The organism is Lysobacter sp. (assembly GCF_035655815.1).
Classification (GTDB): domain Bacteria; phylum Pseudomonadota; class Gammaproteobacteria; order Xanthomonadales; family Xanthomonadaceae; genus Lysobacter_J.
On record NZ_DASRTS010000023.1, the window covers coordinates 36,093 to 61,195 of the forward strand.

28 protein-coding genes are annotated in these 25,103 nt (G+C 67.6%); 13 read left to right on the forward strand and 15 right to left on the reverse strand.

What is annotated here, in order from left to right; genetic code table 11:
- Window positions 1-247: 247 nt before the first annotated feature.
- The 5 genes from VFE83_RS05640 to VFE83_RS05660 all read left to right on the forward strand — a co-directional run bounded on the left by VFE83_RS05640 (window position 248) and on the right by VFE83_RS05660 (window position 5,348).
- On the forward strand, window positions 248-2,008 hold the full coding sequence (locus VFE83_RS05640) for a DUF885 domain-containing protein (RefSeq protein WP_324903932.1): 1,761 nt from the start codon (window positions 248-250) through the stop codon (window positions 2,006-2,008).
- Between the two features lie 125 nt (window positions 2,009-2,133).
- Window positions 2,134-2,340, forward strand: coding sequence for a hypothetical protein (locus VFE83_RS05645; RefSeq protein ID WP_324903934.1), 207 nt, complete (start codon window positions 2,134-2,136; stop codon window positions 2,338-2,340).
- A gap of 131 nt (window positions 2,341-2,471) precedes the next feature.
- Window positions 2,472-3,638 carry a hypothetical protein gene (locus VFE83_RS05650; RefSeq protein WP_324903936.1) on the forward strand — a complete coding sequence of 389 codons (1,167 nt, stop codon included), beginning with the start codon at window positions 2,472-2,474 and terminating at the stop codon, window positions 3,636-3,638.
- A gap of 78 nt (window positions 3,639-3,716) precedes the next feature.
- Window positions 3,717-4,139, forward strand: a complete 423-nt coding sequence (locus VFE83_RS05655; RefSeq protein ID WP_324903938.1) for a GFA family protein — start codon at window positions 3,717-3,719, stop codon at window positions 4,137-4,139.
- 60 nt (window positions 4,140-4,199) lie between these two features.
- Window positions 4,200-5,348, forward strand: coding sequence for a hypothetical protein (locus VFE83_RS05660; protein WP_324903940.1), 1,149 nt, complete (start codon window positions 4,200-4,202; stop codon window positions 5,346-5,348).
- On the opposite strand, the gene VFE83_RS05665 is transcribed toward VFE83_RS05660, so the two are convergent.
- From VFE83_RS05665 to VFE83_RS05675, 3 genes are read right to left on the reverse strand one after another with little or no spacing between them, the layout of a single operon-like run.
- Window positions 5,345-5,566: an RNA-binding S4 domain-containing protein gene (locus tag VFE83_RS05665; RefSeq protein ID WP_324903942.1), complete on the reverse strand. Its 222-nt coding sequence runs from the start codon at window positions 5,564-5,566 to the stop codon at window positions 5,345-5,347. The two genes, VFE83_RS05660 and VFE83_RS05665, sit on opposite strands and share 4 nt — an antisense overlap.
- 24 nt (window positions 5,567-5,590) lie before the next feature.
- Window positions 5,591-5,905, reverse strand: coding sequence for a GIY-YIG nuclease family protein (locus tag VFE83_RS05670; RefSeq protein ID WP_324903944.1), 315 nt, complete (start codon window positions 5,903-5,905; stop codon window positions 5,591-5,593).
- A complete protein-coding gene (locus tag VFE83_RS05675) occupies window positions 5,902-6,495 on the reverse strand; it encodes a hypothetical protein (RefSeq protein ID WP_324903946.1) in 594 nt (197 codons plus the stop codon). Before VFE83_RS05675 ends, VFE83_RS05670 begins: the two co-directional genes overlap by 4 nt.
- A gap of 93 nt (window positions 6,496-6,588) precedes the next feature.
- Between VFE83_RS05675 and dbpA the strand changes: the two genes are divergently transcribed.
- On the forward strand, window positions 6,589-7,992 hold the full coding sequence (dbpA, locus tag VFE83_RS05680) for an ATP-dependent RNA helicase DbpA (RefSeq protein ID WP_324903949.1): 1,404 nt from the start codon (window positions 6,589-6,591) through the stop codon (window positions 7,990-7,992).
- Window positions 7,993-8,431: 439 nt separating this feature from the next.
- On the opposite strand, the gene VFE83_RS05685 is transcribed toward dbpA, so the two are convergent.
- The 4 genes from VFE83_RS05685 to VFE83_RS05700 all read right to left on the reverse strand — a co-directional run bounded on the left by VFE83_RS05685 (window position 8,432) and on the right by VFE83_RS05700 (window position 11,973).
- Window positions 8,432-8,827 (reverse strand): DoxX family protein, encoded by a 396-nt coding sequence (locus VFE83_RS05685; protein WP_324903951.1) that lies wholly within the window; start codon window positions 8,825-8,827, stop codon window positions 8,432-8,434.
- 69 nt (window positions 8,828-8,896) lie between these two features.
- A complete protein-coding gene (locus VFE83_RS05690; RefSeq protein ID WP_324903953.1) occupies window positions 8,897-9,658 on the reverse strand; it encodes a general secretion pathway protein GspB in 762 nt (253 codons plus the stop codon).
- 4 nt (window positions 9,659-9,662) lie between these two features.
- Window positions 9,663-10,967 (reverse strand): AAA family ATPase, encoded by a 1,305-nt coding sequence (locus tag VFE83_RS05695; protein ID WP_324903955.1) that lies wholly within the window; start codon window positions 10,965-10,967, stop codon window positions 9,663-9,665.
- Window positions 10,968-11,031: 64 nt separating this feature from the next.
- Window positions 11,032-11,973 carry a DMT family transporter gene (locus VFE83_RS05700; protein WP_324903957.1) on the reverse strand — a complete coding sequence of 314 codons (942 nt, stop codon included), beginning with the start codon at window positions 11,971-11,973 and terminating at the stop codon, window positions 11,032-11,034.
- A 286-nt stretch (window positions 11,974-12,259) separates the two neighbouring features.
- Between VFE83_RS05700 and VFE83_RS05705 the strand changes: the two genes are divergently transcribed.
- Window positions 12,260-14,710: a TonB-dependent receptor gene (locus VFE83_RS05705; RefSeq protein WP_324903959.1), complete on the forward strand. Its 2,451-nt coding sequence runs from the start codon at window positions 12,260-12,262 to the stop codon at window positions 14,708-14,710.
- A 278-nt stretch (window positions 14,711-14,988) separates the two neighbouring features.
- Window positions 14,989-15,450, forward strand: coding sequence for a TfoX/Sxy family protein (locus tag VFE83_RS05710; protein ID WP_324903962.1), 462 nt, complete (start codon window positions 14,989-14,991; stop codon window positions 15,448-15,450).
- 8 nt (window positions 15,451-15,458) lie between these two features.
- Here the strand turns inward: VFE83_RS05710 and VFE83_RS05715 are convergent, their stop codons facing one another.
- On the reverse strand, window positions 15,459-16,205 hold the full coding sequence (locus tag VFE83_RS05715) for a hypothetical protein (protein WP_324903964.1): 747 nt from the start codon (window positions 16,203-16,205) through the stop codon (window positions 15,459-15,461).
- A 317-nt stretch (window positions 16,206-16,522) separates the two neighbouring features.
- On the opposite strand from VFE83_RS05715, the gene VFE83_RS05720 reads away from it, so the two are divergent.
- Window positions 16,523-17,113: a YceI family protein gene (locus VFE83_RS05720; RefSeq protein ID WP_324903966.1), complete on the forward strand. Its 591-nt coding sequence runs from the start codon at window positions 16,523-16,525 to the stop codon at window positions 17,111-17,113.
- 131 nt (window positions 17,114-17,244) lie between these two features.
- On the forward strand, window positions 17,245-17,613 hold the full coding sequence (locus tag VFE83_RS05725; protein ID WP_324903968.1) for a DUF1428 domain-containing protein: 369 nt from the start codon (window positions 17,245-17,247) through the stop codon (window positions 17,611-17,613).
- Between the two features lie 6 nt (window positions 17,614-17,619).
- Here VFE83_RS05725 and VFE83_RS05730 read toward each other — a convergent pair whose 3' ends face one another.
- The 7 genes from VFE83_RS05730 to VFE83_RS05760 all read right to left on the reverse strand — a co-directional run bounded on the left by VFE83_RS05730 (window position 17,620) and on the right by VFE83_RS05760 (window position 22,465).
- Complete coding sequence (locus tag VFE83_RS05730) at window positions 17,620-18,900, reverse strand: RNA polymerase sigma factor (protein ID WP_324903970.1); 1,281 nt, start codon at window positions 18,898-18,900, stop codon at window positions 17,620-17,622.
- Between the two features lie 53 nt (window positions 18,901-18,953).
- Window positions 18,954-19,502, reverse strand: coding sequence for an SRPBCC family protein (locus VFE83_RS05735; RefSeq protein WP_324903972.1), 549 nt, complete (start codon window positions 19,500-19,502; stop codon window positions 18,954-18,956).
- Between the two features lie 14 nt (window positions 19,503-19,516).
- On the reverse strand, window positions 19,517-19,939 hold the full coding sequence (locus tag VFE83_RS05740) for a YciI family protein (protein ID WP_324903974.1): 423 nt from the start codon (window positions 19,937-19,939) through the stop codon (window positions 19,517-19,519).
- Window positions 19,940-19,981: 42 nt separating this feature from the next.
- On the reverse strand, window positions 19,982-20,389 hold the full coding sequence (locus VFE83_RS05745; RefSeq protein WP_324903976.1) for a VOC family protein: 408 nt from the start codon (window positions 20,387-20,389) through the stop codon (window positions 19,982-19,984).
- Between the two features lie 166 nt (window positions 20,390-20,555).
- On the reverse strand, window positions 20,556-20,969 hold the full coding sequence (locus VFE83_RS05750; RefSeq protein ID WP_324903978.1) for a VOC family protein: 414 nt from the start codon (window positions 20,967-20,969) through the stop codon (window positions 20,556-20,558).
- Window positions 20,970-21,041: 72 nt separating this feature from the next.
- Window positions 21,042-21,467 (reverse strand): YciI family protein, encoded by a 426-nt coding sequence (locus VFE83_RS05755; protein ID WP_324903980.1) that lies wholly within the window; start codon window positions 21,465-21,467, stop codon window positions 21,042-21,044.
- 113 nt (window positions 21,468-21,580) lie between these two features.
- Complete coding sequence (locus VFE83_RS05760; RefSeq protein WP_324903982.1) at window positions 21,581-22,465, reverse strand: LysR substrate-binding domain-containing protein; 885 nt, start codon at window positions 22,463-22,465, stop codon at window positions 21,581-21,583.
- 132 nt (window positions 22,466-22,597) lie between these two features.
- On the opposite strand from VFE83_RS05760, the gene VFE83_RS05765 reads away from it, so the two are divergent.
- The 3 genes from VFE83_RS05765 to VFE83_RS05775 all read left to right on the forward strand — a co-directional run bounded on the left by VFE83_RS05765 (window position 22,598) and on the right by VFE83_RS05775 (window position 25,084).
- Window positions 22,598-23,011 carry a cupin domain-containing protein gene (locus tag VFE83_RS05765; protein WP_324903984.1) on the forward strand — a complete coding sequence of 138 codons (414 nt, stop codon included), beginning with the start codon at window positions 22,598-22,600 and terminating at the stop codon, window positions 23,009-23,011.
- Window positions 23,012-23,044: 33 nt separating this feature from the next.
- Entirely contained in the window at window positions 23,045-23,941 is an 897-nt protein-coding gene (locus VFE83_RS05770) for a DMT family transporter (protein WP_324903986.1), read from the forward strand.
- A 255-nt stretch (window positions 23,942-24,196) separates the two neighbouring features.
- Window positions 24,197-25,084 (forward strand): cyclase family protein, encoded by an 888-nt coding sequence (locus tag VFE83_RS05775; RefSeq protein WP_324903987.1) that lies wholly within the window; start codon window positions 24,197-24,199, stop codon window positions 25,082-25,084.
- The last annotated feature ends 19 nt before the right edge of the window (window positions 25,085-25,103 follow it).

Below are 25,103 nucleotides of genomic sequence, written 5' to 3' on the forward strand. Positions count from 1 at the left end.
TGCCGATCCTGATCGTCATCCCCGCGAAAGCGGGGATTCGGCGCCTTCTAAGCTCGCCGCGTAGCGCGTCCGCATCGCAGCGCCGAGTCGGCGCACGCAATCTCGCATGCGTGGCAGGTGCGAAGTGCCTGCGCAGGGATGAGCATGACCGGCGAAGATCGCGGACGAAGACGCACCTCCCGGCACAGGCAAATCCCCACGCAAGCCACTACCATCGCCCGGACCTACACACGGCAGGAGCCTCGGCATGGTGCGGTTGGCAGGCGGATGGAGTGTTGCGTGTCTGGCGCTGGCGATGGGCAGTGCGCTTGCGGCGGACAAGCCCGATGCGGCGGACGCATCGAAGCAGGTCATGGCGATGGCCGACGAGATGGTCGCGCTGACGCTGGAGTTCGATCCGACGCCCGCGTACTACGACGTCCTGCCGCTCAAGCGCCATGACTATCTGCCGCGCAACTCCGCGGCCGACAACGCACGACTCGATGCGCGCGAGGATGCGCTGTGGTCGCGCCTGCAGGCCATCGATGCCGCGCAGCTGAAGGACCGCGAAGCGCGCCTGGCCTACGCGCACATGCGCGAGTTGCTGGAATCCAGCCGCGGCATGCGCGTGTGCAAGGCCGAAGGCTGGAACGTCAACCACATGTTCGGTTGGCAGACTGGCTTCACCGACCTGGCCGAGCGCCAGCTGGTGGCCACCGCGGACGAACGCAAGCAGGCGCTGGCGCGCTGGCGGATGTTGCCGGCGTACGCGGACAACGAGATCGCCAACCTGCGCGCAGGGCTCAAGGCCGGGTATTCGGCGCCCAGGCCGGTGGTGGCGCGCGTGGTCAAGCAACTCGACAGTCTGATCGCGGCCGAGCCGCGCAAGTCGCCGTTCTTCGCGCCGGCGCAGAAAGCAAACGACGAGGCGTTCGCGAAGGAGTTCGAAACGCTGGTTGCGCAGCAGATCCAGCCGGCGTTGCGCCGTTATCGCGATTTCCTGGTGACGGAATACCAGCCAGCCGCGCGCGACACCATCGCATTGTCGGCGCTGCCGGACGGCGAAGCCTGCTATCGCGCGATGCTGCGCTCGTACACGACCCTGGACCGCGCGCCGAAGGAGGTCTACGACCTGGGTCAGCGCACCGTGGCCGACAACGTGGCCCGCGTGCAGGACCTTGGCCAGAAGATGTTCGGTACGCGCGAACTGCCGGCCATCGTCAAGCGCGTCGACGAGGCGAAGGACAACCGGTTCGCGTCCGCGGACGAGCAGCTGCAGTTCTCGCGCGGCCTGCTGGAACGTGCGCGTGAACTCAGTGCGCCTTACTTCGCGAAGCTGCCCACGCAGCCGGCCGTGGTCGAGCCGCTCAAGCCGGAGCAGCGCGGCACTGGTGTGAGCTCGCATTACGAACCCGATCCCGACAACAGCAAGCCCGGCATCTACCGCATCAATCTGGATCATCCCGATGCCGACCGCCGCGGCGCCGCGGAGATCACGCTGGTGCACGAAACCTGGCCCGGTCACCACCTGCAGCTGGCGCTCGCGCGCGGCGTGGGCGAGCGGCACCCGCTCGCGGCGCTGGCGTTCAACTCGGCCTACGCGGAAGGGTGGGCGCGCTATTCGGAAGCGTTGAGCGAGGAGGCCGGGATCTACACCACGCCATACGCGCAGATCAGCCGGCGGCTGTGGCCAGCGCGCGGCATGGTGGTCGATCCGGGCATCCACGTGTACGGGTGGACGCGCCAGCAGGCGGTGGACTTCATGGCCGAGAGCGGGCGTTTCTCGCCGGAGGTGGCCGCCGACATGGTCGATCGCGTCGCCGCGCTGCCCGGCCAGCTGACCGCGTACGACAGCGGCGGCCTGGAGATCTTCGCGCTGCGTCGCGAGGCCGAGGCCGCGCTTGGCCCGCGCTTCGACCTGCGCGAGTTCCATGAGCGCGTGCTCGGCGAAGGCGTGGTGCCGCTGCGCTATCTGCGCGAGCGGGTGCAGGCGTGGATCGCCGAGCAGAACGGGGCGCAGGCGCGTTGAGCGCGTGACGCGCCAGCGACGCTGGGCCGTCCACCCGTCTACCGCCATTGCACTGGCGTGTGACGCAGGCGATCCAGGCCGTCGCTGATGCCGCTATGGCTGGCGCGTCATCACGCCGATGGCCCATGCGCGCCGCATGCACCTGTCGCGGCGCGCTGTACGGACTGTCGCCTACAGTGCCGCCCGCGCAGCAGTTTCCGCACCGAGCGCCTGTTCATGAGCTCTACCTGGCCGGGCAGACGACCTGTCCGGGATTCGGCGTGGCGACGTCGCTGTTCTCCGGCATCTTCGCCGCCGAAGCTGCTCCAGCGCAGGTGAGCGCGTTATCGTGACGCTAGGCCGCGAGTCAGCCCAACCGTCGTATCCTGCGGCGCATCCCTGCTGTATCCCTCGACTGGATCGCGCTGCCGCGCGCATTCAGTTCCAGCGTTCCCTTCCGTACCACTGGAGAGCCCTGCAACGCATGTCCTGGCGCCTGGTTCCATTGCTGCTGTGCCTGCTCTTGTCGGGCGTGCTCCTGTCGGCGTGCCAGCGGGCCGAACCGGTCACCCAGGGCATGGTGTTGGAGGAAGTCGACAGCCCGCAGGAAGGCGGCGCCATCAGCAGCGCGCCGGTGAAAGTGACGCCCAAACCGGAAGCCCCGCCGCGAATCAAGGCCACTGCGGTTCGCGATCCGGAACCGTCGAAGGCCGAACCGCGACGCGTGGACTGGTCGTCGCTGGAACTGACCGAAGGCACGGCGTCGATCAGTTGCGAACTCGATTACGCCTCGCTTGGCGACGGTGAGCCGCTGACCGCGCTGGACCGCAAGAGCGTGACCGCCGCGCTGGAGCCGTGCGCGGAAGGCGGCGTCGCCCGGCTGCGTTACAAGGGCAAGGTCACGGCGCAGTTCGGTTCGCTCGTCGAGCGCGTGACCCGCGTGGCCGACGAACTGCAGATCGCCAAGCGCGTGCTCGACATCGACTCGGCCGGTGGACAGGTCGAGGATGCGATCCAGGCGGGCGATTTCATCGCCGAATCGCGCTGGACCATCTGGGTGCGCGAAGGCGCGATCTGCCACAGCGCGTGCGTGTTCATCCTCAGCGCGGGCGACACACGGACCATCGCCGGGCGCGTGGGCATCCACCGCATCATCCGCATGAGCTCCACCGCGACCACGCGCGCCGAACTCAACGCCGAACTGCGCGTGGTCTACGAGCGCGTACGTGAGTACCTAGAGCGAAACGGCGCGGCCACGGCGGTCGCCGACCTGATGATGGCCGTGCCCAACCGCAGCCTGCGCCTGCTCACCGACGAGGAGCTGCACCTGTACGGACTGGACGGCGTGAACCCGGCGCAGGACGACCTGGACCGCCTGCGCCTGATGCGCAAGTGCGGCGAGGATTTCGTGAGCCGACGCGATTCGTTCGTCCGCGCGTTCGACAAGCGCTGCAAGGAGCCCAACACCGACGTGGACGCGCTCAACGCGTGCGGGCTGGAACTGCGCAGCGACTTCGGTTTCCCCGACGGGACCTGTCCGGCCGAAAGTCCGCTGTCGGAGTTCGACCGCGACACCGCGCTGCTGCCGCCGAAGGGACCGCAGGACCTGTCCACGCGGTCGGGTGCCCGCCAGCGCGAGAGCGACAGCTAGGCGCGCTTTCACCTGAAGCCTTCGCCCGCTGCGCTAGCCTCGCGCGGACCTGTCGCGACGACGGGCACGGAGGCGACGATGCGCACCACCTACCAGGGCAGTTGCCATTGCGGCGCGATCCGCTTCGAAGCCGACATCGACTTCGACGAAGGCATCCGCAAATGCAACTGCAGCTTCTGCTGGAAGCTGGGGTACCGGAAGTCGCTGGTGCCGTTCGACGCGCTGCGCGTGCTCTCCGACCGCGAGGAGCTGGGCGAGTACCTGCCGCAGGATTCGGCATGGCCACCGGGTCACGTGCACCACTACTTCTGCACGTACTGCGGTGCGCATCCGTTCTCGCATGGCTACCTGGAGCAGGAGATGGGCGGCGACTTCTGGGCGGTCAACGTGGCCTGCCTGGACGACGTGAGCGAGGAGACGCTTGCCGCGGCGCCGGTCATCTACGAGGACGGCCGGCGCGATCGCCAGGACCGCGCACCGGACGTCACCGCCTACCTGTGACCCGAGACGGCCGCGCCACCGCGGTCGTGCTAGGTTCGGCGCATTCCACGGAGCGGGCGGATGATCGACGAACGGTATTCGTTGATGCGCGGCGGCATGGTGTACCGCCTCATGCGTGCGGATCGGCTCGAACGCACGGAGCGGCCGCTGGCACCATGGGTCGCGCTGGCCTTGCTGATCATCGTGCTGGTACCCGTGGGCATGCTCGCCGCGCGCGATGGCACGCTCGTGGGCGGCGTGCAGGTGCCGCTGCTACGCGACTACACCGTGTGGGCCCGCTTCGTGCTGTGCATGCCGCTGCTCGTCCTGGCCGCGCCGCTTGCCGACGAGCGCCTGTGGCGCGCGCAGCGTCACCTGGGCCAGCTGGTCGAGCCGCAGGACCATGACCGCTTCATGCAGGGCCTGCAGGGCATCCGCCGCTGGCGCGATTCGGTGTGGCCGGAACTGCTCCTGTTCGCGATAGCGGTGGCGAGCGCCTTCACGGCACCGCCGCTGGACGTGTACGTCAAGGTGACCAGCTGGCGCTTCGACGGCGAGGGGTCCACTGCCGCCGGGCTCTGGCTCAACTTCGTCGGCATGCCGCTGTTCCGGTTCCTCGTGCTGCTGTGGCTGTGGCGGCAGCTGCTGTGGATCTGCCTGCTGTGGCAGTTCGCACGGGTGCGCCTGGCCCTGCACGCCGCGCATCCCGACGGATGCGCCGGACTGTCGTTCCTCGGCTTCGCGCAGGCGTCGTTCATCGTGCTGCCGCTGATGGGCGCGCTGCTGGTCACCGGCAGCCTGGCGATGGAGGTCGAGTACCTGCAGGCGACCCTGCACAGCCTGCGCTACGTGCTGCTGGGATACATCGTGCTGGGCGTGGCGATCATGGTCGCGCCGCTGCTGTTGCTGTCGCCGCGGCTGGCGGCGATCAAGCGCGCCAGCCTGCTCGCCTATGGCGCGCTGGGCACGGATTGCGCGGAACAGTTCGAGAACAAGTGGCTGGGGCGCGCACGCGGCGGCGCCGCACCGATTCTGGAAGCAGGCGACTCCTCCGCCCTGGCCGACCTGACCGGCGTGTACGCCACGGTCAACGGCATGTCGACGGTGCCGCTGCAGCGCTTCGTGCTGATCCAGTTCGCGCTGGCGGCATCGGCGCCATTGCTGCCCGTGGTGCTGTTGACCATGCCCATCGACGAACTGCTCGACAAGCTGCTGTCGTCGCTGATCTAGCCGGCCGCGACGACGCGGATCTCCACGTCCTCCACCGTCACCACCTGGCCTGCGCGGATCTTGCAGGTCTTGCGCAGCTCGACCTCGCCATCCACGGATACCGCACCGCTGGCGACGATGGCCTTGCCGGCGCCGCCGCTGTCGCACAGCCCGACCAGCTTGAGCAGCTGGTTGAGTTCGACGTGGTCGCGGTCGAGTTCGAATTCGATGTGCTGCATGGCGCGCGCTGCGGAGAAGGGCGATCAGGGTGACGCGCCGTCCGCCTCGACGCAATGACCCGCGCTTGCGCACAACGCCCGCTTCTGTGCCGGACGCAGGCGCTTGATGGCGTGCTCGGCGCGGCTGGCGGCGGCGCGGTCGGCGTGCGGGAACTGCGCCAGCAGCCGCACCGGCGGATGCGAGCGCGTGTAGCGCGCGCCCTTGCCGGCCGCGTGCTGCGCATAGCGACGCGCCACGTCGGTGGCGATGCCGGTGTACAGGCTGCCGTCGCGGCACTCCAGTACGTACACGAACCAGGCGGCAGGGGCGGTTTCGGACGGCATGGTTCCGGACGTCATTGCATGTAGTCGTACAGCCGGTAGATCCACGACAGCTCGTACACGATGGCGAACGCCACGAAGGCACGGTGGAAGCCTTCGGCGCGCACGCGTGTGGCGATCAGGCACAGCGTGATCAGCAGCACGTTGCGGATCGGATATTCGATGCCGAAGTGATGGAAATATGGCCGTCCCTTGATCAGCGTGTCGACGAAGTCGATGAGGTACAGCGCCGCCATGATGCCGAAGAACCACGGCCGCCTGGACTGGAAGTAGTCACGCCAGCCCGCGTATTCGGCCAGGTCGTCGGGAAACAGCACCGTGCACAGCACGAACAGCACGATCACGTACAGGATCAGGAACGCGTACGAGGTGAACGTCCACGGGTGAACGCGCACCAACCCGAACTCCCACCACCAGAAGTGCACCAGCAGGATGAGCATCGCGAGTGCCCAGGCCAGGTGCACGCCATAGACCCGGTCGCGCCCCGGATGCTGGACGAACTTCGCCAGTCCCTTCAGCAGCGTCGTGAGCGCCAGGCCCAGCACGATGCCCAGCACGATGCGGATGTGGATGAACAGCGGATCGGTGGCGACGGGCAGGGGATCCATGCGGGGCTCGCGCGGCCGGCTTGTTGGGCCGCAGGATAGGCCATCGGCCGGTGCATGCGGCGCAGCGCGACGCCCGACCTGCGATCATGGCGCATGAACTCCGCATCCCCCGACGCCCTGACCGCCTCCTTCGACCGCCTTCCGCTCACGTCCGCGCTGCTGCAGGGCGTGCAATCGTTGGGGTACGCGCAAATGACGCCGGTGCAGGCGCAGGCGCTTCCCGCGATCCTCGACGGGCGCGACCTGATCGCGCAGGCACCCACCGGCAGCGGCAAGACCGCCGCCTTCGGCCTGGGGCTGCTGCATCGCCTGGATCCGGGCACCGGCGCAACACAGGCGCTGGTGCTGTGCCCCACGCGCGAGCTGGCCGACCAGGTCGGCAGGCAACTGCGCCGGCTGGCGTTCGCCATGCCCAACCTGAAGCTTTCGATCCTGTGCGGCGGCATGCCGCTCGCGCCGCAGCTGGACTCGCTGGCGCAGCACGCGCCGCAGGTGGTGGTGGGCACGCCCGGACGCCTGCAGGAACTGCTGCGCAAGCGTGCGTTGGACCTGTCCTCAGTCCGCACGCTGGTGTTCGACGAAGCCGACCGCATGCTCGACATGGGCTTCGAGGAACCCATCCGCGAACTGGTGAAGGCCACGCCCGCCTCGCGTCAGGGATTGCTGTTCTCGGCGACGTTCCCGGACGGCGTGCGCGAGATCAGTCGCGCGATGCTGCGCGATCCGGTCGAAGTGACGGTCGAAGCCGGCGAACGCCACGCGGCCATCGAGCAGCGTTTCTACGAAGTCGAACCGGCAAGGAAGACGCAACTGCTGGCCGCGCTGCTGCTGCAGGAGCGGCCCGAGTCGTGCGTGGTGTTCTGCAACATGCGCCGCGATGTGGACGAGGTGGCAGGCTCGCTGGCGCACTACGGCTTCACCGCGCTCGCGCTGCACGGCGACATGGAACAGCGCGACCGCGACGAGGTGCTGGTGCGCTTCGCCAACCGCAGCTGCAACGTGCTGGTGGCCAGCGACGTCGCCGCGCGCGGCCTGGACGTGAAGGAACTGGCGCTGGTCGTCAATCACGACGTGCCCAGCGACGCGGATACCTACGTGCACCGCATCGGCCGCACGGGCCGCGCCGGCCGCGAAGGTCTTGCCATCACGCTGTGCACGCCGCGCGAGAAGAACCGCGTCGAGGCCATCGAACAGCGCCAGGGTGCACCGCTGGCGTGGTATCGCGCGACGCCGCTGACCGGCAAGCCCAACAACGTGCCAGCGGCCGCGATGACCACTCTCCGCATCGACGCCGGACGCACCGACAAGCTGCGTCCGGGCGACATCCTGGGTGCGCTGACCGGCGATGCGGGTCTGAAGGCAGATGCGGTGGGCAAGATCGATGTGTTCCCCACGCGCTCGTACGTCGCGGTCGTGCGCAGTCAGGCGGCGCAGGCGCTCGCGCGCTTGCGGGAGGGGAAGATCAAGGGAAGGAAGTTCCGGGTGAGCCGTTTGTGAGGCTTGGGGTTGGTGTCGCTTTCTCTGCTGATCGCTTAGCGGCCGGCTGCGTTTAGCTCGTCATGCCGGCTGCGTTTGAAGAGCAACATCCAAAGCTTCCGTCCGTCTAAAGCCGGCCGGGTCACTTTTCTTTGCTGACCCAAAGAAAAGTAACCAAAAGAAAGGGTCTTCCCCGACGAAGCAGTCCCAAGACTGGAGAGGGAGTCGGGGCCCCGCAAGTCGGCATCCGTGCCTCCTTGCTCAGCGCCGCACATCCATGTGCGACGCCCGCCGGGTCTAGGAATGTGGCTGGCTGTTCACAGCAACAGCAACAGCGAATCGCTCTTTGCTATTGCCGTCATCCCCGCGAAAGCGGGGATCCATCTCTGCGAAATGTCACGTCCATCGCAAGCCGGACGCGGCACGCAAGCGGCCGTCGGGTCGTGCGCGCGGCAACAATCTAGCGCTGGTTGAATGCCCACCGCCCCGGACCCAGCAGGGCGATCGCCGCTGCGGTGGCCAGGTACATCACCTGCAGTTCGATGGCCCAGCCGCCGGTTTCGTTTAGGCGGCCGATGTCGCCCTGGTGCACCAGGTACAGGGCGAACAGCATGTTGATGACGATGAGCACGCCGCCGATGCGGGCGAAGAAACCGGTGATGACCAGCAGCGGCGCGATGACCTCGCCGATGATCACGCCGTAGGCGAAGAAGCCGGGGAAGCCCTGGGCTTCGACGACGCTGACGATGCCGTCGAGGCCGCCTTCGAGCTTGGTGAGGCCGTGCAGGAAAACCAGGACGCCGAGCGCGATGCGAAGAATCAGCTTGCCGATGTCTTGCTGGGTGCTGCTGTTCATGGCGGTACCCCGGGTTGGTCGGACACGCGGATGGTCACGCCAGCGCGGGAGCCGTGCAACCGGTCCGGCTCAGCGCAGGGGCAGGGCGAGGCGCCGGCCGTGCCAGCTCAGGACCACGCCGTCGGCGACGATCTCCTCGACCACGGCCTCGCCGACCCGGTCGCCCTGGCCTACACGGGTGCCGTCGATGATCGCGAACCGCTGGGCCGGAGTCGGGCCCCACATGTGCATGCTGATCTTCAGCGCCGGCAGCTGCTCGCGTTCGGCAGGCGACAGGTCGGCCAGGCGCAGCGTGGTGCCGGAAACTGGTGGGCTGGGCGAAGGTGCAGGATCGACCGTTGGAGCCGGGGCCGCGGATACCGGGGCCGGCATCGCGGCAACCGGCGGTGCGACCGCGGCAGGCGCCGGACGGCTGGCCGGCTGCGGCTCGCTCGCCGGTGGCGCTTCCACCTGCGCGACGGGCGCTGCCGACGGTGGTTGAACGACCTTGGGGGCGGGGCGGGCTGCGGCCGTCACTTCAGGCGAGGCCAAGGGCTGCACGGCCGGCGTGACTGGCTCACTCGTGATTGCCGGTGCGATGGCTCGAGGCGGTGTCACCTCGGCCGGTGCCGCGGTGACGGGGGCCGCGACCCGCCCGGGCTGCCACCATCTCATCGCGAACGCCCCCGCAATCAGCAGCACAAGCAGCGAGCCGACCATCCACCACACCCAACTGCGTGAAGTGCCCGCAGTGGCAGGCGCGCGCGGCGGCAGCTCGGCGTGCAGGTCCGGCACCTGGCCGCGGCGGCGCTCGGCTTCGGACTTGCGCAGGGCATCGAGGATCAGCGACATCGATTCACTCCGTGCCTTCGCGTGCCGAACCGGCCAGCGGTGCGTCGTCGCGCGACGCCAGCGCCATCAGCGTGGCGGGGCCGACCAGACCGTCGTCGAGCAGGCCGTGGTCGCGCTGGAACCGGCGCACTGCCGCCTGCATCTGCTCATCGAACACGGCCGACCCGTCAACAACCGACAAGTAACCCGGCTGCAACCGCTCGCGGATCCAGTCCACCACAGGACCCGTCGAGCCGGGTTGCACCGGTGCGGCACGCAGCGCAGCGGCAAAGGTCTCCGCGTCGAGCGACGTTGTGGGCTTCGGCGCGGGGGAAGGAACCGGCGGCTCCTTCGCGGCAGCCGGCACCTTGGCCAGCGCGATGACGGGAGCCGGCGCCGGCCGCGCCTCCACCGGCGCGCGCGTCCACCACCACCAGCCTGCCGCTCCAATGCCGACCAGCAGCGCCGCGGCCACCGGCAGGACGATGGCCCAACGCGAACGTCGGCGCGGCGATGCCGACGGAAGCACCTCCGCTGCGGCGCGATCCACCCAGCGCGCGTCCAGCATCGCCACGTCGTGCGCATAGCCGGCCAGCAGGCTGCGCTCAGCGACTGCGTTGATCAATCGTGGCGCGCCACCGGAATGCAGGTGGATGCGGCGCACCGCGGACGCATCGAACGGAAACCGCTGGCCGCCCGCGATGCGGAAGCGGTGGCGCAGGTATTCACCGGTTTCGGCGGCGTCCAGCGGTGTGAGATGGAAGCGCGCGGTGATGCGCTGCGCAAGCTGGCGCATGTCCTCGCGGGCCAGCATGCGCCGCAGTTCCGGCTGCGCCAGCAGCACGATCTGCAGCAGCTTCTGCGTCGGCGTTTCCAGGTTGGTCAGCAGCCGCACCTGTTCCAGCGCTTCCACCGACAGGTTCTGCGCTTCGTCGATCACCAGCACCACGCGCAGGCCCTGCGCATAGGCATCGAGCAGGTACGCGTTGAGCGCATCGACCAGCGCCTTCGCGCTGCCGCGGCGTCCGTCGAGGTCCAGGTGCAGCTCCTCGCAAACGGTTTCCAGCAGTTCGACCGGTGTGAGCCGCGGGTTGAGCACCAGCGCCACGCGCGCGTTCTCGGGTACCTGTTCCAGCAGCAGCCGGCACAGCGTCGTCTTGCCGGTACCGACTTCGCCCGTCAGCTGCACGAACCCGCCGCCGCCGCCCTGGGTGATGCCGAACAGCAGGTGCGCCAGCGCGTCGCGATGGCGCTCGCTCAGGAACACGAAACGCGGGTCCGGCGTGATCGAGAACGGTGGCTCGCTCAGGCCGTAGTGCTCCAGGTACATGCGGTTACCGGGCGTGGGTCATCGCCCCATTATTGCCGCACCCGGCGGCAGGCTGGCGACGGGTTCATTCCGCCGCGCCCTTGGCCTCGGACGTTCCCAGCATCTCGGGCTGCTGCAGCGGGCGCGGCCTGCCCAGCAGCGGGTGAATGAACACGGCCGCCAGGATGATGACCACGCCGACGTAGAACAGCGGCGTCAGTTCGCGCTGCTCGCCCAGCAGCAGCGCGGCCAGCACGATCGCGTACACCGGCTCCAGGTTCACGGCCAATTGCTGCGCGAACGCGCTCATGTGGCGCAGCGCCACCAGCGACAGGCTGAACGGCAGCAGCGTGCACGCCATCGACAGCGCCAGCAGCAGCGCGCCGTCGTGCGCGTCCGGCAGCACCAGCAGCGGGCCGGCGAAGGCGGGGAACAGCAGCGGCATCAGCGGCGCCAGCAGGGTCAGCATCAGCACACCGGCGCCGAGTTCCAGCGCGGTCACGGTGAGCGGGTCGCCGTGCTCGACCAGGCGCTTGTTGAGCGAGCCGAACACCGCCACCAGCAGCGCCGACACCGCGCCCACCAGGATGCCCAGGCGCATGCCCGCCGGCACGCCGCCGACCACCAGCACCACGCCGGGCAGCACCATCACGCCGAGCGCCAGTTCGCGCTTGGAGAAGCGGGTGCGGGTGAGCCACGGTTCGATCATCGCCACGAACACCGTGCCCAGCGCCATGCAGGTGGCGCCCACCGACGCGTTGGACAGCTTGATGGCGCCGTAGAAGGTGAGCCAGTGCAGCGCGACCAGCGCGCCAATGCCGGCGTAGGCCAGCATCAGCCGCGGCGACATCGCACGCAGTCCGCGCCACACGCGCGGCACCAGCGCCAGCGCGGCGACCACCAGCAGCATGCGCCACCACACCAGCGGCAATGCGGGCATGGTGATCAGCTTGCCGAGGATCGCGGTGAAGCCCCACAACAGCACGCAGAAATGGATTTGCAGTTGCGCCTTGCTGGTGGAGGTCATGCGTTCGCGCGGAGAAGCCGGAAAGGAGCGGCATTGTCGCCGCTGCGGTGCCCCTTCGCCGCCTGACTTTGGTCGGGGCGAGCGCCGCGGCGAAGGTACGCCGCTGGCCGAGCGACGGTGGGTCGCCCGCCCTTGCGTCAGGGGTTCCAAGCGGGGGCCCACTCGCTGCCCCGGGGTGGGCGCTTGTTGTGGACCGCCCGTCACATTTGCCAAGTTAGGCAAAGTGAATTGCCAAATTCTTAACAATACGCTTTAGTCTGGAGGTCTCATCGCCCCGGGAGAGACCATGAGCCAGCACCGCAGCCGCCTGTTCCGTGCCGTCCACGCCGCGCTCTGGCTGGGCGGGACCCTCCTGGCCAGCCAGGCCGCGCTGGCCCAGACGGCACCGCCGGTCACCGGCGAGCCGGAAACCCCGGCCGAGGAACGCGCCGAGCAGGCCGGCCGGGCGACCACGTTGCAGACGGTGTCCGTGCTGGGTTCGCGCCGCGTGGAGCGGTCGTCCGATACCGCCTCGATGTCCCCGGTGGACGTGCTGCCGATGGCCGACGCCGCGCAGGAGGGGCCGCAGTTCGACCTCGCCCAGACGCTGCAGTACGCCTCACCCTCGTTCACCTCGACCCGCCAGACCGGCGCGGACGGCGCCGACCTGATCGACGGCGCGGCATTGCGCGGCCTGGGATCGGACCAGACGCTGGTGCTGGTCAACGGCAAGCGCCGTCATACGGTCTCGCTGGTCAACATCTACGGTGCGCGCAACCGCGGCAACACCGGCACCGATCTCAACTCGATCCCCGTGATGGCCATCGATGCTGTCGAAGTGCTGCGCGACGGTGCGGCGGCGCAGTACGGCTCGGACGCCATCGCCGGCGTCATGAACATCTCGCTCAAGCGCCGCAAGGGCTGCGAGGCCGTGGCCGGTTACGGCGAATACACCCGCGGCGACGGCGAGAACTGGCTGGCCACTGCGTACTGCGGTGCCGAACTCGCCACCGGCGGCATGTTCACCATCACCGGCGAATGGCAGGACCGCGACCGCTCCGACCGTTCCGAGCCCAAGGGCAGCCCGCGCATCATCGGCGACTCCAAGGTCGAGAACCGCACGGTGTACATCAACGGCGACTCGCCGATCGGCGAATCGGCGGAGGTGTACTTCACCGCCGGCATGCAGGACCGCGATGCCTCGTCGGCCGCGTTCGCGCGCGAGGGAATCGGCTCGGAGGACATCCCCTCGCGTAATTCCGAGGCGATGTACCCCGATGGATTCGTGCCCTTCATCGACGGCGATCTGCAGGACCGCTACGGCATCATCGGCGTGCGCGGCGACATGGCGCAGTGGCATTGGGACCTGTCGCACACCTACGGCTACAACGAGCTGCGTTACACCATCAACAATACGCTCAATGCGTCGCTGGCCAACCTCGACCTGCTCAACGGCGGCGAAGGCATCAGCCCGGCCAGCTTCGACGCGGGCGGATTCTCGTTCCAGCAGAACACCACCAACTTCGACGTGTCGCGTTACTTCGACACGGTGCTGAGCGGCCTCAACGTCGCCTTCGGCGCGGAGCAGCGCGAGGAGCGCTACCGCATCCGCCAGGGCGAGGAAGGCTCGTACCTGGACTACGACGGCGCGGGCGAGGGCGGCAATCCGGGCAGCCAGGGTTTCCCGGGCTTCCAGCCGGGCGATGTCACGGACGCCGAGCGCGACAGCTGGGCCGGCTACGTCGACGTGGAAGTCGACTTCACCGACCGCTTCATGATGGGCTTCGCCGCGCGCTACGAGGATTACAGCGACTTCGGCACCACGCTCGACGGCAAGATCGCGGCCGGCTTCCGCGCCAGCGACACGGTGCTGCTGCGCGGTTCGGTCAGCACCGGTTTCCGCGCGCCGTCGCTGCAGCAGAAGTACTTTTCCTCGACCATCACCGACTTCATCAGCGGCGAGCCGGTCGATGTGGTCATCGCCTCCAACGACAGCGAGCTCGCGCGCCTGGCCGGCGTGCCTAACCTGACCGAAGAGACCTCGCAGAGCGCGACGCTCGGCCTGACCTGGACGCCGCGCGACAACGTGTCGGTGACGCTGGACCTGTACCGCATCGACATCGACGACCGCATCGTGCTCAGCGGCGACTTCGACACCAGCGACCCGACCATCGGGCCGATCCTGGAAGCGATGGACGTGGGCCTGGCGCGCTTCTTCTTCAACGCGGTGGACACGCGCACCGAGGGTGCGGACCTCACCGTCACCTACGACTTCGACTGGGCCAACGCGCACTGGAGCACGTACCTGGGCGCCAACTACAACAAGACCGACGTGACCCAGGTGAACACGCCACCGGCACTGGTCGGTCGCGAGGACGTGCTGCTGCCCGAACGCGACGAGCTGTTCATCGAGAACGGCGCGCCGCGCAGCAAGGCGGTGCTTGGCGTGGATTACGAGCGCGGACCGTGGCAGGCCAACGTCAAGGGCATCTACTTCGGCGAACAGGAACTGGGCACCTTCTCAGGCACCGCCGCTGGCGTGCCCAACCAGCACTACGCCGCCAAGGCGTCGGCCGACGTCAGCCTGACCTACGCCTTCACCGAGAACACCAAGTTCACCGTAGGCGGCGCCAACGTGTTCGACACCTTCCCGACGCGGCAGAACCCGGACGAAACGGACAACGGCCACGTGTTCGAGAGCGTGCAGTTCGGCCTCAACGGCGCGTCCTGGTACGTGAGGCTCTGGCACCGGTTCTGATGCCGGGGCAGGGAGTGCTCCGTGGATGGCGCGGGTGTCGATGCCCGTCCATCCGTCGATCCGGCGCGTCGCGCCTACGCTCGGATCGAACGTTGGAAGGGTGGGGCTGCGGGGGCAGGGGCTGGGTGCCAGGTCGCACGCGAACTGCCGGCCTCTGGCGTGTTTTCCGTTCGTCCTGGGCGTGGTGCACGGCGGGGAGCCGGGGATGGGCGGATCCGTGCAGCCGGTGTCGTCGAAATGCCGATGTAGAGCACTCCTGATCGCGCGAAAGGTCTGCCATGACTGACGCACTCATCGCCCATCTGCACGATCTGCTCGACCCGCTCGGCCGGGTCGATACGCGGCCCATGTTCGGCGGACACGGCGTCTACGTTGACGGCGTGATCGTCGGCGTGATCATGGAGGAGGCGTTCTACCTCAAGGTCGATGCGGAAACGCAGTTGCACTTCGAGGCGGCGGGAAGCCAGCCATACGTGTACCTGGGGCAGGATCAGCCGATCACGCTCAGCTACTGGTCGGTGCCGGAGCAGGCGAGGAATCTGCCGAGGCGATGCGGCCATGGGCGGAACTGGCGCGCGCGGCGGCGATGCGGCATGGAAGGGGCAAGGGGCGATAGCGATCGGTTCGCCGTGACTGTTGCTGATGTTCTGTTTGGGCTTGGCGATTGCCCTTGCTTGAGCTCTTGCTCTTTCCTTTGCCCTTGCCTTTGGCTTTGCCCTTGTCCTTGCTCTTGCTCTTGACCTGCGACTTAAAGCGAGCCGAGCACCCGAGTCAAAGAGGGGGCGAAGAGTCGCCAACTGTTTGAGCGGAGCGAGTTTTGGCGACGACCCTCTTTGGCGAGGAGCGCAGGGGACCGCCGCGCAGCGGCGGATCGCGTCAGGAGCAAATGGTTTTGGTTACTTTTGCCGGAACAAAAGTAACCCGCTCGCTTGCGAGCGGAAGCTTTGCACTTGCTTTGCGATTGCTTCTGCTGCCGTTGTTGACTGGCGCCGTTCCTATCCCCACGGTCGCTTGCGCTCGACGCTTCGGCTTCGGCTCTGAAGCAACAGCAAAGCCACGACAGGATCACAAGCAACAGCTTCCGCTCCTGAAGGAGCGGGTTACTTTTGTCTTGGCAAAAGTAACCAAAACCGTTCGCTCCTGACACTCGCCGCCGCTGCGCGGCGGTCCCCTGCGCTCCTCGCCAAAGACGGGGCGTCGCCAAAACTCGCTGCGCTACGCTCCGCTCAAACAGTTGGCGACTCTTCGCCCCTCTTTGGCTCCGGTGCTCGGCTCGCTTTAAGTCGCAGGTCAAAGGCAAAAGTACCAGCAACAACCACGGCAACGAGAAGAGAACGGCAACAGCAACAGCAACAGCAACGACAACGACAACAGCAACAGCAATGGCAATGGCAATGGCAATGGCAACAGCAATGGCTACAGCAACAGCAACAGCAATGGCAACAGCAACAGCAACGGCTTCACGGGCTGTCATCGCGGTGAGGCGGAAATCCAAGCCTTCACGTTTCTATCGTCATCCCGGCGAATGCCGGGATCCAGGCCGACTGTCTCGCAGCCCTTCATGCCGTCATCCCAGCGAAGGCTGGGATCCATGGAACCGACGCGCAGCCCTGACGGAAGCCGTGACGCACTCCCGGCGACTCTGACGGACGGCTTGATGCGCTCGTGGTTGGATTCCCGCCTTCGCGGGAATGACAGCTGGGGCGCTCGTCACGGTGAGGATCGCCGGATGTCGATTTCGCCATGGCTGGTTCGTCGACTGAGTGAAGGCCCGGCAATGACGCCGTCGCCACCGCAGACGAGGAGCTTCCCATGTCGCATTTCCGTCCCTTCGCACGCCCCGTTCTGGCGTTTGCCCTGGCCACGCTGGCCACGGCCGCCACTGCCGCGCCCGCCGTGTACGAGATCGACCCGGCGCACACTTTCCCCAGCTTCGAGGCCGACCACATGGGCCTGTCCACCTGGCGTGGCAAGTTCAACGACAGTCGCGGCGAGATCACGCTGGACAAGGCTGCGGGCAGCGGCAGCGTGAAGGTCACGGTCGACGTGGCCAGCATCGATTTCGGCCTGGAGGCGATGAACGAAAAGGCGCGTAGCGCAGAGCTCTTCGATGCCGCCAAGTACCCACAGGCGACGTATGCCGGCACGCTGGTGGAATTCCGCAACGGTGCGCCGACGAAGGCGCGCGGCGAGTTGACGCTGCACGGCGTGACCCGGCCCGTAGAACTGCGCATCGAGCGCTTCAAGTGCATGCCGCATCCGCTCAACCAGCGCGACTGGTGCGGCGCCGATGCTTCGGCGACGTTCCGCCGCGACGAGTTCGGCATCGACGCTGGCAAGGAATACGGTTTCGACATGAACGTGACGCTGCGGATCCAGGTCGAGGCGACACGCAAGCCGTGATCCCCGCGTCCGCGCACCATGGTCTCGCCGCGAAGTGGTTGCCGACCGGCGGACTACCGTCCTTATCACCCAGCTAACGTCCCATTCCCCACCATGCGGCTTCGTGCCGCGCAAACCAAAGGAGTGAACCGATGGCTTTCTATGTCGATGGTTTCGTCCTGCCCGTGCCCCAGGACAACCTGGATGCCTACAAGAAGCTCGCACGCACCGCCAGCAAGATATGGCTGGAATACGGCGCGCTGGAGTATCACGAATGCGTCGCCGACGACGTGCAGCCCGGCAAGGTGACGTCGTTCCCGCAGGCGGTGAAGCTGAAGCCGGACGAGGTGGTGATCTTTGCGTGGATCGTCTACAAGTCGCGTCGTGACCGCGACAAGATCAACGCGCAGGTCATGAAGGATCCACGGCTGGCCGGCATGGATCCCAAGACGCTGCCGTTCGACGGCAAGCGCATGTTCTGGGGCGGCTTCAAGCCCATCATTTCGAAGGTGGCCGAGTAAGCCTGTTCAGCCGGCCGCCGCGCATTCCGCGGCGCGCTGGCGCAGAAGGACCTGTTCGCGCGCGTTGCGGGTCATCTCCGCGGCGCGCTCGAATTCCGCGCGCGCCTCATCGAAGCGGCCGAGCTTCTTCAGCAGGTCGCCGCGCACGCTGGGCAGCAGGTGGTAGCCCTTCAATGCGGGCTCGGCGGTCAGTGCATCCACCAGTGCCAGGCCCGCCGCGGGTCCGAACAGCATCGACAGCGCGACTGCCCGGTTCAGTTCGATGATGGGCGAGGGCGTCAGCTGCGCGAGGGCGCCGTACAGGCCGACGATGGCCGCCCAGTCGGTGTCTTCTGCGACGACTGCACGCGCATGGCACGCGGCGATCGCGGCCTGCAGCGTGTACGGCCCGCGCGGCGGCTGGCGCGCGGCGCCCAGTTTCTCCGCGCGTTCCAGCGCCGCCAGCCCGCGATGGATCAGCAACTGGTCCCAGCGGGCGCGGTTCTGCTCCAGCAAGAGCACCGGTTCGCCATCGGGCCCGATGCGCGCCGCTGCTCGCGAAGCCTGGATTTCCATCAACGCGACCAGTCCGTGCACTTCGGGTTCGTCCGGCATCAGCTCGGCCAGGATGCGGCCCAGCCGCAGTGCGTCGTCGCACAGGCCCGGACGCATCCAGTCGTCGCCCGCGGTGGCGGAGTAGCCCTCGTTGAAGATCAGGTAGATCACGGCCAGCACCGACGACAGGCGTTCGGCCAGCTCCGCGCCGCGCGGCACTTCGTACGGCACCTGCTTCTCGGCCAGCGTGCGCTTGGCGCGCACGATGCGCTGGGCGATGGTTGGCTCGGGCACCAGGAAAGCACGCGCGATCTCGTCCGTGCTCAACCCGCCCAGCAGGCGCAGCGTCAGCGCGACCTGTGCGTGCGTCGTCAGCACCGGATGGCAGGCAGTGAACACCAGGCGCAGCAGGTCGTCGCCGATCGGATCGTCCAGCGCGTCCAGGTGCGCGTCGCCGGCGTGTGCCTGCTCGTCCTCCAGTTCGCGTGCGATCTCTTCGTGCTTGCGCTGCTGCAGCTTGCTGCGGCGCAGCCGGTCGATGGCGCGATGCTTGGCGGTGGCCATGAGCCATGCGCCGGGCTGGTCGGGCACGCCGGAGTCGGGCCATTTCTCGAGCGCGGCGACCAGCGCGTCCTGCGCCAGTTCCTCGGCCAGCCCCACGTCGCGCACCATGCGCACCAGCGAAGCGATGAGTCGTGCGGATTCGATGCGCCAGACAGCATCGATGGTGCGGTGGATGTCGGTCGCCGTCATGGCGACCGATCAGACCACCGCACCTGCGTGCGTGCAAGTGCGAAGCGTCGCGTTCAGCCGTGCGCCGGCGTATCGGCGGTCTCGGCGATGCGTTCGAGGTTGCGCAGGCCTTCCTCGAGGTCCTTGCCGATCATCTTGTCCATGTCGAACACGAGCCCGAACAGCCGCGTCACATACGGCGCCGGACCGTGCATCGCCCAGGTCACACGGCTGGCGTTCCCTTCGGGGACGATGTCGAGTTCGGCCGTGCTGGTGTTTTCCATCGGCCGCACGAAATCCAGGCGGATGCGCACGCGCGAGGCGGGCACGGCCTCGACGATTTCCATCCGTCCGGCGCCGGCGTTGCGGTTGCCATCCCAGGCATATACCGCGCCGACTCCATTGGGCGCACCGGCGATCTCGCGCTTCATCGCCGGATCGAGCTTCTCGTACGGCGACCACGCCTGCCAGCGATGGAAATCGTGGATCTGGTCGTAGATGCGCTGCGGCGGGGCCTGGATCACCAGGCTGCGCTCGACGCGGAAGGTGTCGGGCCGTACCGCCGCGACCACCAGCACCAGGGCGATGACGGCCGCGACGACCAGGGCAATGATCTTGAACATGCGTGCGGGCTCCGTCAGTTCTTCTTCGTGGTCTGCGACTGCATGTCCTGGAAGCCGGCCGCGGCTTCCTGCACGTCGGCGGGGAAATCGTCGAACTCCTGCACCTGGCGTACCTCGATCACCTCGTTGTCGCTGGCCGGGCAACGCGAGGCCCACGCGATGGCTTCCTCGCGCGATTTCACCTGGATCATCCAGTACCCGCCCAGCACTTCCTTGGCCTCGCTGAAGGGGCCGTCGGTCACCGTGGGCTTGCCGTCGCTGAAGCTGACGCGCGCGCCCATCGACGGCGGATGCAGGCCATCCAGCGCCAGCAGCACGCCGGCCTTCTGCAGGGCTTCGTTGTATTTCATCATCGCGGCGACGCGATCGGCCGGCGGCATCGTGCCCGGGTCGGCCGATTCGTAGCCCTTGGGGATCATCAGCATCATGAAGCGCATGGGTGTTCTCCTGGAGTCGTTGTCGGGCGTTGTCGTTGCGGGTTACTCGGCCTTGGGCGGCATGCCGCTCATGTGCACGAACTCCCACAGGTGGCCGTCCAGGTCCTCGAATCCGTGCCCGTACATGAAGCCGTGATCCTGCGGTGCGTTGGGCGTCTTCGCGCCACCGGCCACCGCCTTGGCGACGATCTCGTCCACTGCTTCGCGGCTGTCCAGCGACAGGCAGACGATGGCCTCGGTGGTCTTGTGCGCGTCGGCGACGGGCTTCTTGGTGAACCCGGCGAAGAACGGCTCGGTCAGCAGCATCACGTAGATGCCGTCGGTGACGACCATCGAGGCGGCGTTGTCGTCGGTGAAGTCCGGATTGAAGCTGTAGCCCAGCGATTCGAAGAACGCCTTGGAGCGCGGCAGGTCCTTGCAGGGCAGGTTGACGAAGATCTGGGTGGCCATGATGTGTTCCTTTGATCGAGTGAGTGGTTGATTGAGAGAGCCTGGTGGTTCTGCGGGCAGCAGACGCCCGTTCCCCGTGCAGCAGGGAGTTTTGCGAAGGGTCGCCCTCATCGAGGGCGCGATTGCCGGTGTCGCGGAAGCGAAGCAGGAAGGCGCGCGGCTGCGCTCAGCCGTCCTTGTCGCAGTTCACCATCCACGACACACCGAAGCGGTCGACGAACATGCCGAAGCGCGCGGCCCAGAACGTCTGGTCCAGCGGCATGATCACGTGCCCGCCTTCGGACAGCGCGTTGAACACGCGTTCGGCCTCGGCGACGGAGTCCACGTTGAGCGCGATCGAGAACCCCTTGATCGGCTCGTACGGATGTTCGGGCACGGAGTCCGAACCCATCAATGCCTGGTCGCCCACGACCAGGCGTGCGTGCATGATGCGGTCGCGATGCGAGGCGGGCACGTGTTCGCACGCGGGCGTGTCGCCGAAGCGGTTCAGCGCTTCCAGCGTGCCGCCCAGGCACTGCTGGTAGAAGCGGAAGGCTGCCTCGCACTGGTCGTCGAAGGTGAGGTAGGCGTTGATCTTCATGATCCGGAGTCCATGTGGTGTGGCGCGCGCCATGGGGCGCCGTGGCGGGTTATGCGGGTGTGATCGCGGTACTTACTGGCGTGCGGCCAGTTGCTCGGCGATGCGCTGCTGCTGGGCGAGCAGTTCGGGCGTGAGCTCGGCGCCGCAGGTGTGGGATTCGTAGACGCGGCGGATCTCGATCTCGCTCTGCCCGCCGTCCGGATTGGGGCAGCGCTTCACCCATTCGATCGCTTCCTGCAGCGACGCGGTCTGGAACAGCCAGTAGCCGGCGATGAGTTCCTTGGTTTCGGCGAAGGGCCCGTCGATCACGCTGCGGCGGTCGCCGTCGAAGCGAACGCGCGCGCCCTGCGAACTGGCGTACAGGCCTTCGCCGCCCAGCATCACGCCGGCCTTGGCCAGCTCCTCGTTGTAGCGGCCCATCTGGGTGAGCAGTTCCTCGCTCGGCATCTGGCCGGCTTCGGACTCAAGGGAGGCCTTCACGATCACCATGAATTTCATCGTCGTCTCCTGGTGGAGGAAGCCGGCCCCTTGCCGGCTCTTGTCATGACGACGAAGCGGGGCGCGCGGAATCGACACGCTCCCGAAAAAAATTTTTCGCGCTGAGGGCAGGCCTACTGGCGGGCCGCTTCCAGCAGCCAGTCGACGAAGGTCCGCGCGGCCGGGCGCAGGCGCCGGTGCGCCGGGTAGACGACGTAATACGACCAGCGCGCCGTCAGGGGCGGAACCGGCAGGCGGACCAGCTGGCAGCGTTCGAGGTAGGGCGCGACGATGCGCGAGCGGGCCAGGGCGATGCCCAGTCCATGCACTGCGGCGTTCAAGGCGTCCGTGGTGTCGCTGAAGGTGTAGCGCTCCTCCACGCGCGCGCCGTGCACGTTGGCGCCGCGGAACCAGTCGTGCCAGCCCTGGCGGGCATGGTCGGCAATGAGCGGATGGCGGACGATGTCCGCGGCGGTGGCGAGGTCGGGCAGTCCGGCATACGCGGGCGAGACGACGGGAAACAGCGCCTCGTCCATCAGGAAATGCGCGGTCAGTCCCGGCCAGTGCCCCGGCCCGTGGCGCAGGCCCAGGTCGGGTCCGCCGTCGTCGAAGCGGGTCAGTGCGATCTCGGTGTCCACGCTCAGGCGCAGCTGCGGATGCGCGCGGGCGAAGCCGGGCAGGCGCGGCAGCAGCCAGGTGTAGGCCAGCGAGTGCAGGGTGGTGATGCGGATGCGGTCGCTTTCCTCGCGCCCGGTATGCAGGCTGCGCAGCACGCCTTCGACGTCCGCCAGCGCGGTGCCCGCCGCGTCGGCCAACTGGCGGCCCTCGGCGGTCAGCGAGACGCCGCGTGCATGGCGCTGGAACAACGCCACGCCCAGGCGCGATTCCAGCTTGCGCACGTGATGGCTGACCGCGCTGGCGGTGAGGTGCAGCTCTTCGGCGGCATGCGCGAAGTTCTGGTGGCGTGCCGCGGATTCGAACGCCGTCAGGGCCGGGAGCCAATCTGCGCGCAGCGCCATATGAGCCTCAAATATGATTCAAGTCTGCCTGTGAAAGTATGCGCTTGTAAGGCGCGGCGACGGAATCAGAATGGGCGTTCCGGCATGAGCCAGATTGTTGGTTCGCCGCAGGTGATGTCCCATCGGAGAAGCATGAGCCGCGCGCTGGATCTGGAACACCACACCGTAGTTCCGCCGCTAATGCAGGCGCTGGACGTCGACTCGGTGCCCGCGATCGAAGTCGGCGAAGGCTGCACGCGGCGCGATCTGCCGGCCGGTCCCGGCGTGCGCATGTGGGTGGTCGACATGGCGGCCGGTGCGCAATGGCCGGTGCTGGACCATCACGAGACCGGCGAGTCGTACTACGTGATCAGCGGCGAGGTGATCGAAGGGGACGCGCGCCACGGCGCGGGTACCTACGTGTACTTCGCGCCCGACAGCCGCCATCGTCCGCATACCGAAACCGGCGTGCGCCTGATCGGCCTCAACCTGGGCGATGCCGCGTTCCTCGCCGCTGGCGGCAGCCCCGATTCCATCGTCCACTGCTACCACCCCACGCAGGGTTGAGCAGCCTTCCGATTCCTCCCCACGAGGTTCCGCATGAACACCGTCGCATCCGCCTCCGGTCTGCCCGATACGCGCGAACGTGGCTGGCTCACCCCGGTCGAACTTGGCGTACTCGGCGCGATCTGGGGCGCCTCGTTCCTGTTCATGCGCGTCTCCGCCAACGACTTCGGTGCGGTGCCGCTGGTCGAGGTGCGCCTGGCACTGGGTTCGCTGGTGCTGCTGCCGTTCCTGTGGCGCGCGCGCGGGCAGTTCCCGCTGGGCCTGTGGCCGAAGATCGCGCTGATCGGCGCCATCAACTCCGCCGTGCCCTTCCTGCTGTTCGCATGGGCCGCGCAGCGTGCGCCGGCCGGTATCGGCGCCATCGCCAACGCGATGACGGTGCTGTTCACCGCGCTGGTCGGTTTCATGTTCTTCGGCGAGAAGATCGGCTCACGCCGCGCGGTGGCGCTGGTGGCGGGCTTTGCTGGCGTCGTGGTGCTGGCGGGCGACAAGACTGCCGGTGGCGACCAGGTCGGCTGGGCGGTGGCCGCCGGCGCAACAGCGGCCTTCCTGTACGGCATCGGCATCAACCTGGTGCGCCGCCACCTGACGGGCCTGCCGCCGGCTGCGGTGGCCTCGGCGACGCTGGGAACCTCCGCGCTGCTCACCTTGCCGTTCGCGATCGCCTACTGGCCCGCCGATCCCATCCCGATGAAGTCATGGTTCTCGGCCGGCATGCTCGGCGTGGTCTGCACGGGGCTGGCGTTCGTCATGTACTACCGGCTGATCGCCCGCATCGGTGCGAGCCGCGCGTCCACCGTGACCTACCTGATCCCCGTGTTCGGCGTGGCCTGGGCCTGGCTGCTGCTGGACGAGCCCCTGACGATCAAGATGGGCATCGCCGGCGCGATGATCCTGGGCAGCGTCGCGCTGAGCCAGCGGGCGAAGTAACGATCCGGCCCGCGGCCGCGCGCGGCTGCGGCTTTGCCGGATCGTTATCCCGGCGAAAGCCGGGATCCAGAGCTTCCCCTTCCTGTGCAGAAGCTGTCCGAATGGCAGGTGAGGGGTAAGCAACTGCGCGGCCCGCACCCGCCGTACCGATGAGCGTCACACGGAAAATCCTCTCCGGCGCTTCGCGGCGCCACCTCCTCAGCCCTGCACTGCACGAGGAGCGCCAGAACCCCTTCACCCATGACCGGAACCTCCATGACCGACAAGCGCGTCGTCTTCGATTTCGAATTCGAGTTCACCAACGGTGGCGGCATCCAAGGCCAGGACTTCCGCCTGGACATCGACGGCGACGACATCGACGATGCGGCGCTGGTCGACTACATCGTGCGCGACCTGCGGCTGCTGATGGTCGGCCCGACCCGCATCCTCAACAAGAAGATCATCGTCGAGCCGCACAAGCGCAAGGCACAGTCGGATGGCGCGCGACGCGCGTACGTGGAGCTCAGCCACGTGATCGAGGATGGACTGGTGACGTATCCCGGCCTGCCGGCGGCGCGCATCTGCGATTACCTCAGCCGCGAGCGCTCGCGCGAGGTGTACGCGCCGGGAACGGAATTCCAGATCGCGAAGATCGAGATGGTGGCCAACACCGGCACGTATCTGGATTGCCCGTCCCACCGCTACGAACACGGCCACGACCTGTCACAGATCGGTCCGGAGGCGTTCTGCGATCTGGAAGGCATCGTCATCCGCGCCGACCATCGCCAGGTGCGTGCCATCGACGCGTCGTGGTTCCGCGAGCGCGAACTGCGCCGCCGCGCGGTGCTGGTGCACACGGGCTGGGATGCGTACTGGCGCGAGGACGCGTATGCGGTCGAGCATCCATTCCTCACCGAGGACGCGGCGCACTATCTGCGCGACTGCGGCGTGAAGCTGGTCGGCATCGATTCGATGAACATCGACGACACCCGCGGCAGGTCGCGTCCGGTGCATTCCGTGCTGCTGGGTGCCGACATCCTGATCGTCGAACACCTGTGCAACCTGCGCGCGCTGCCGGACGAAGGCTTCGAGTTCAGCGCGATGCCGCCGAAGGTACGCGGCGCGGGGACCTTCCCGGTACGGGCGATGGCGCGCCTGCGCTGAGCCGGCCGGGACATCCGGC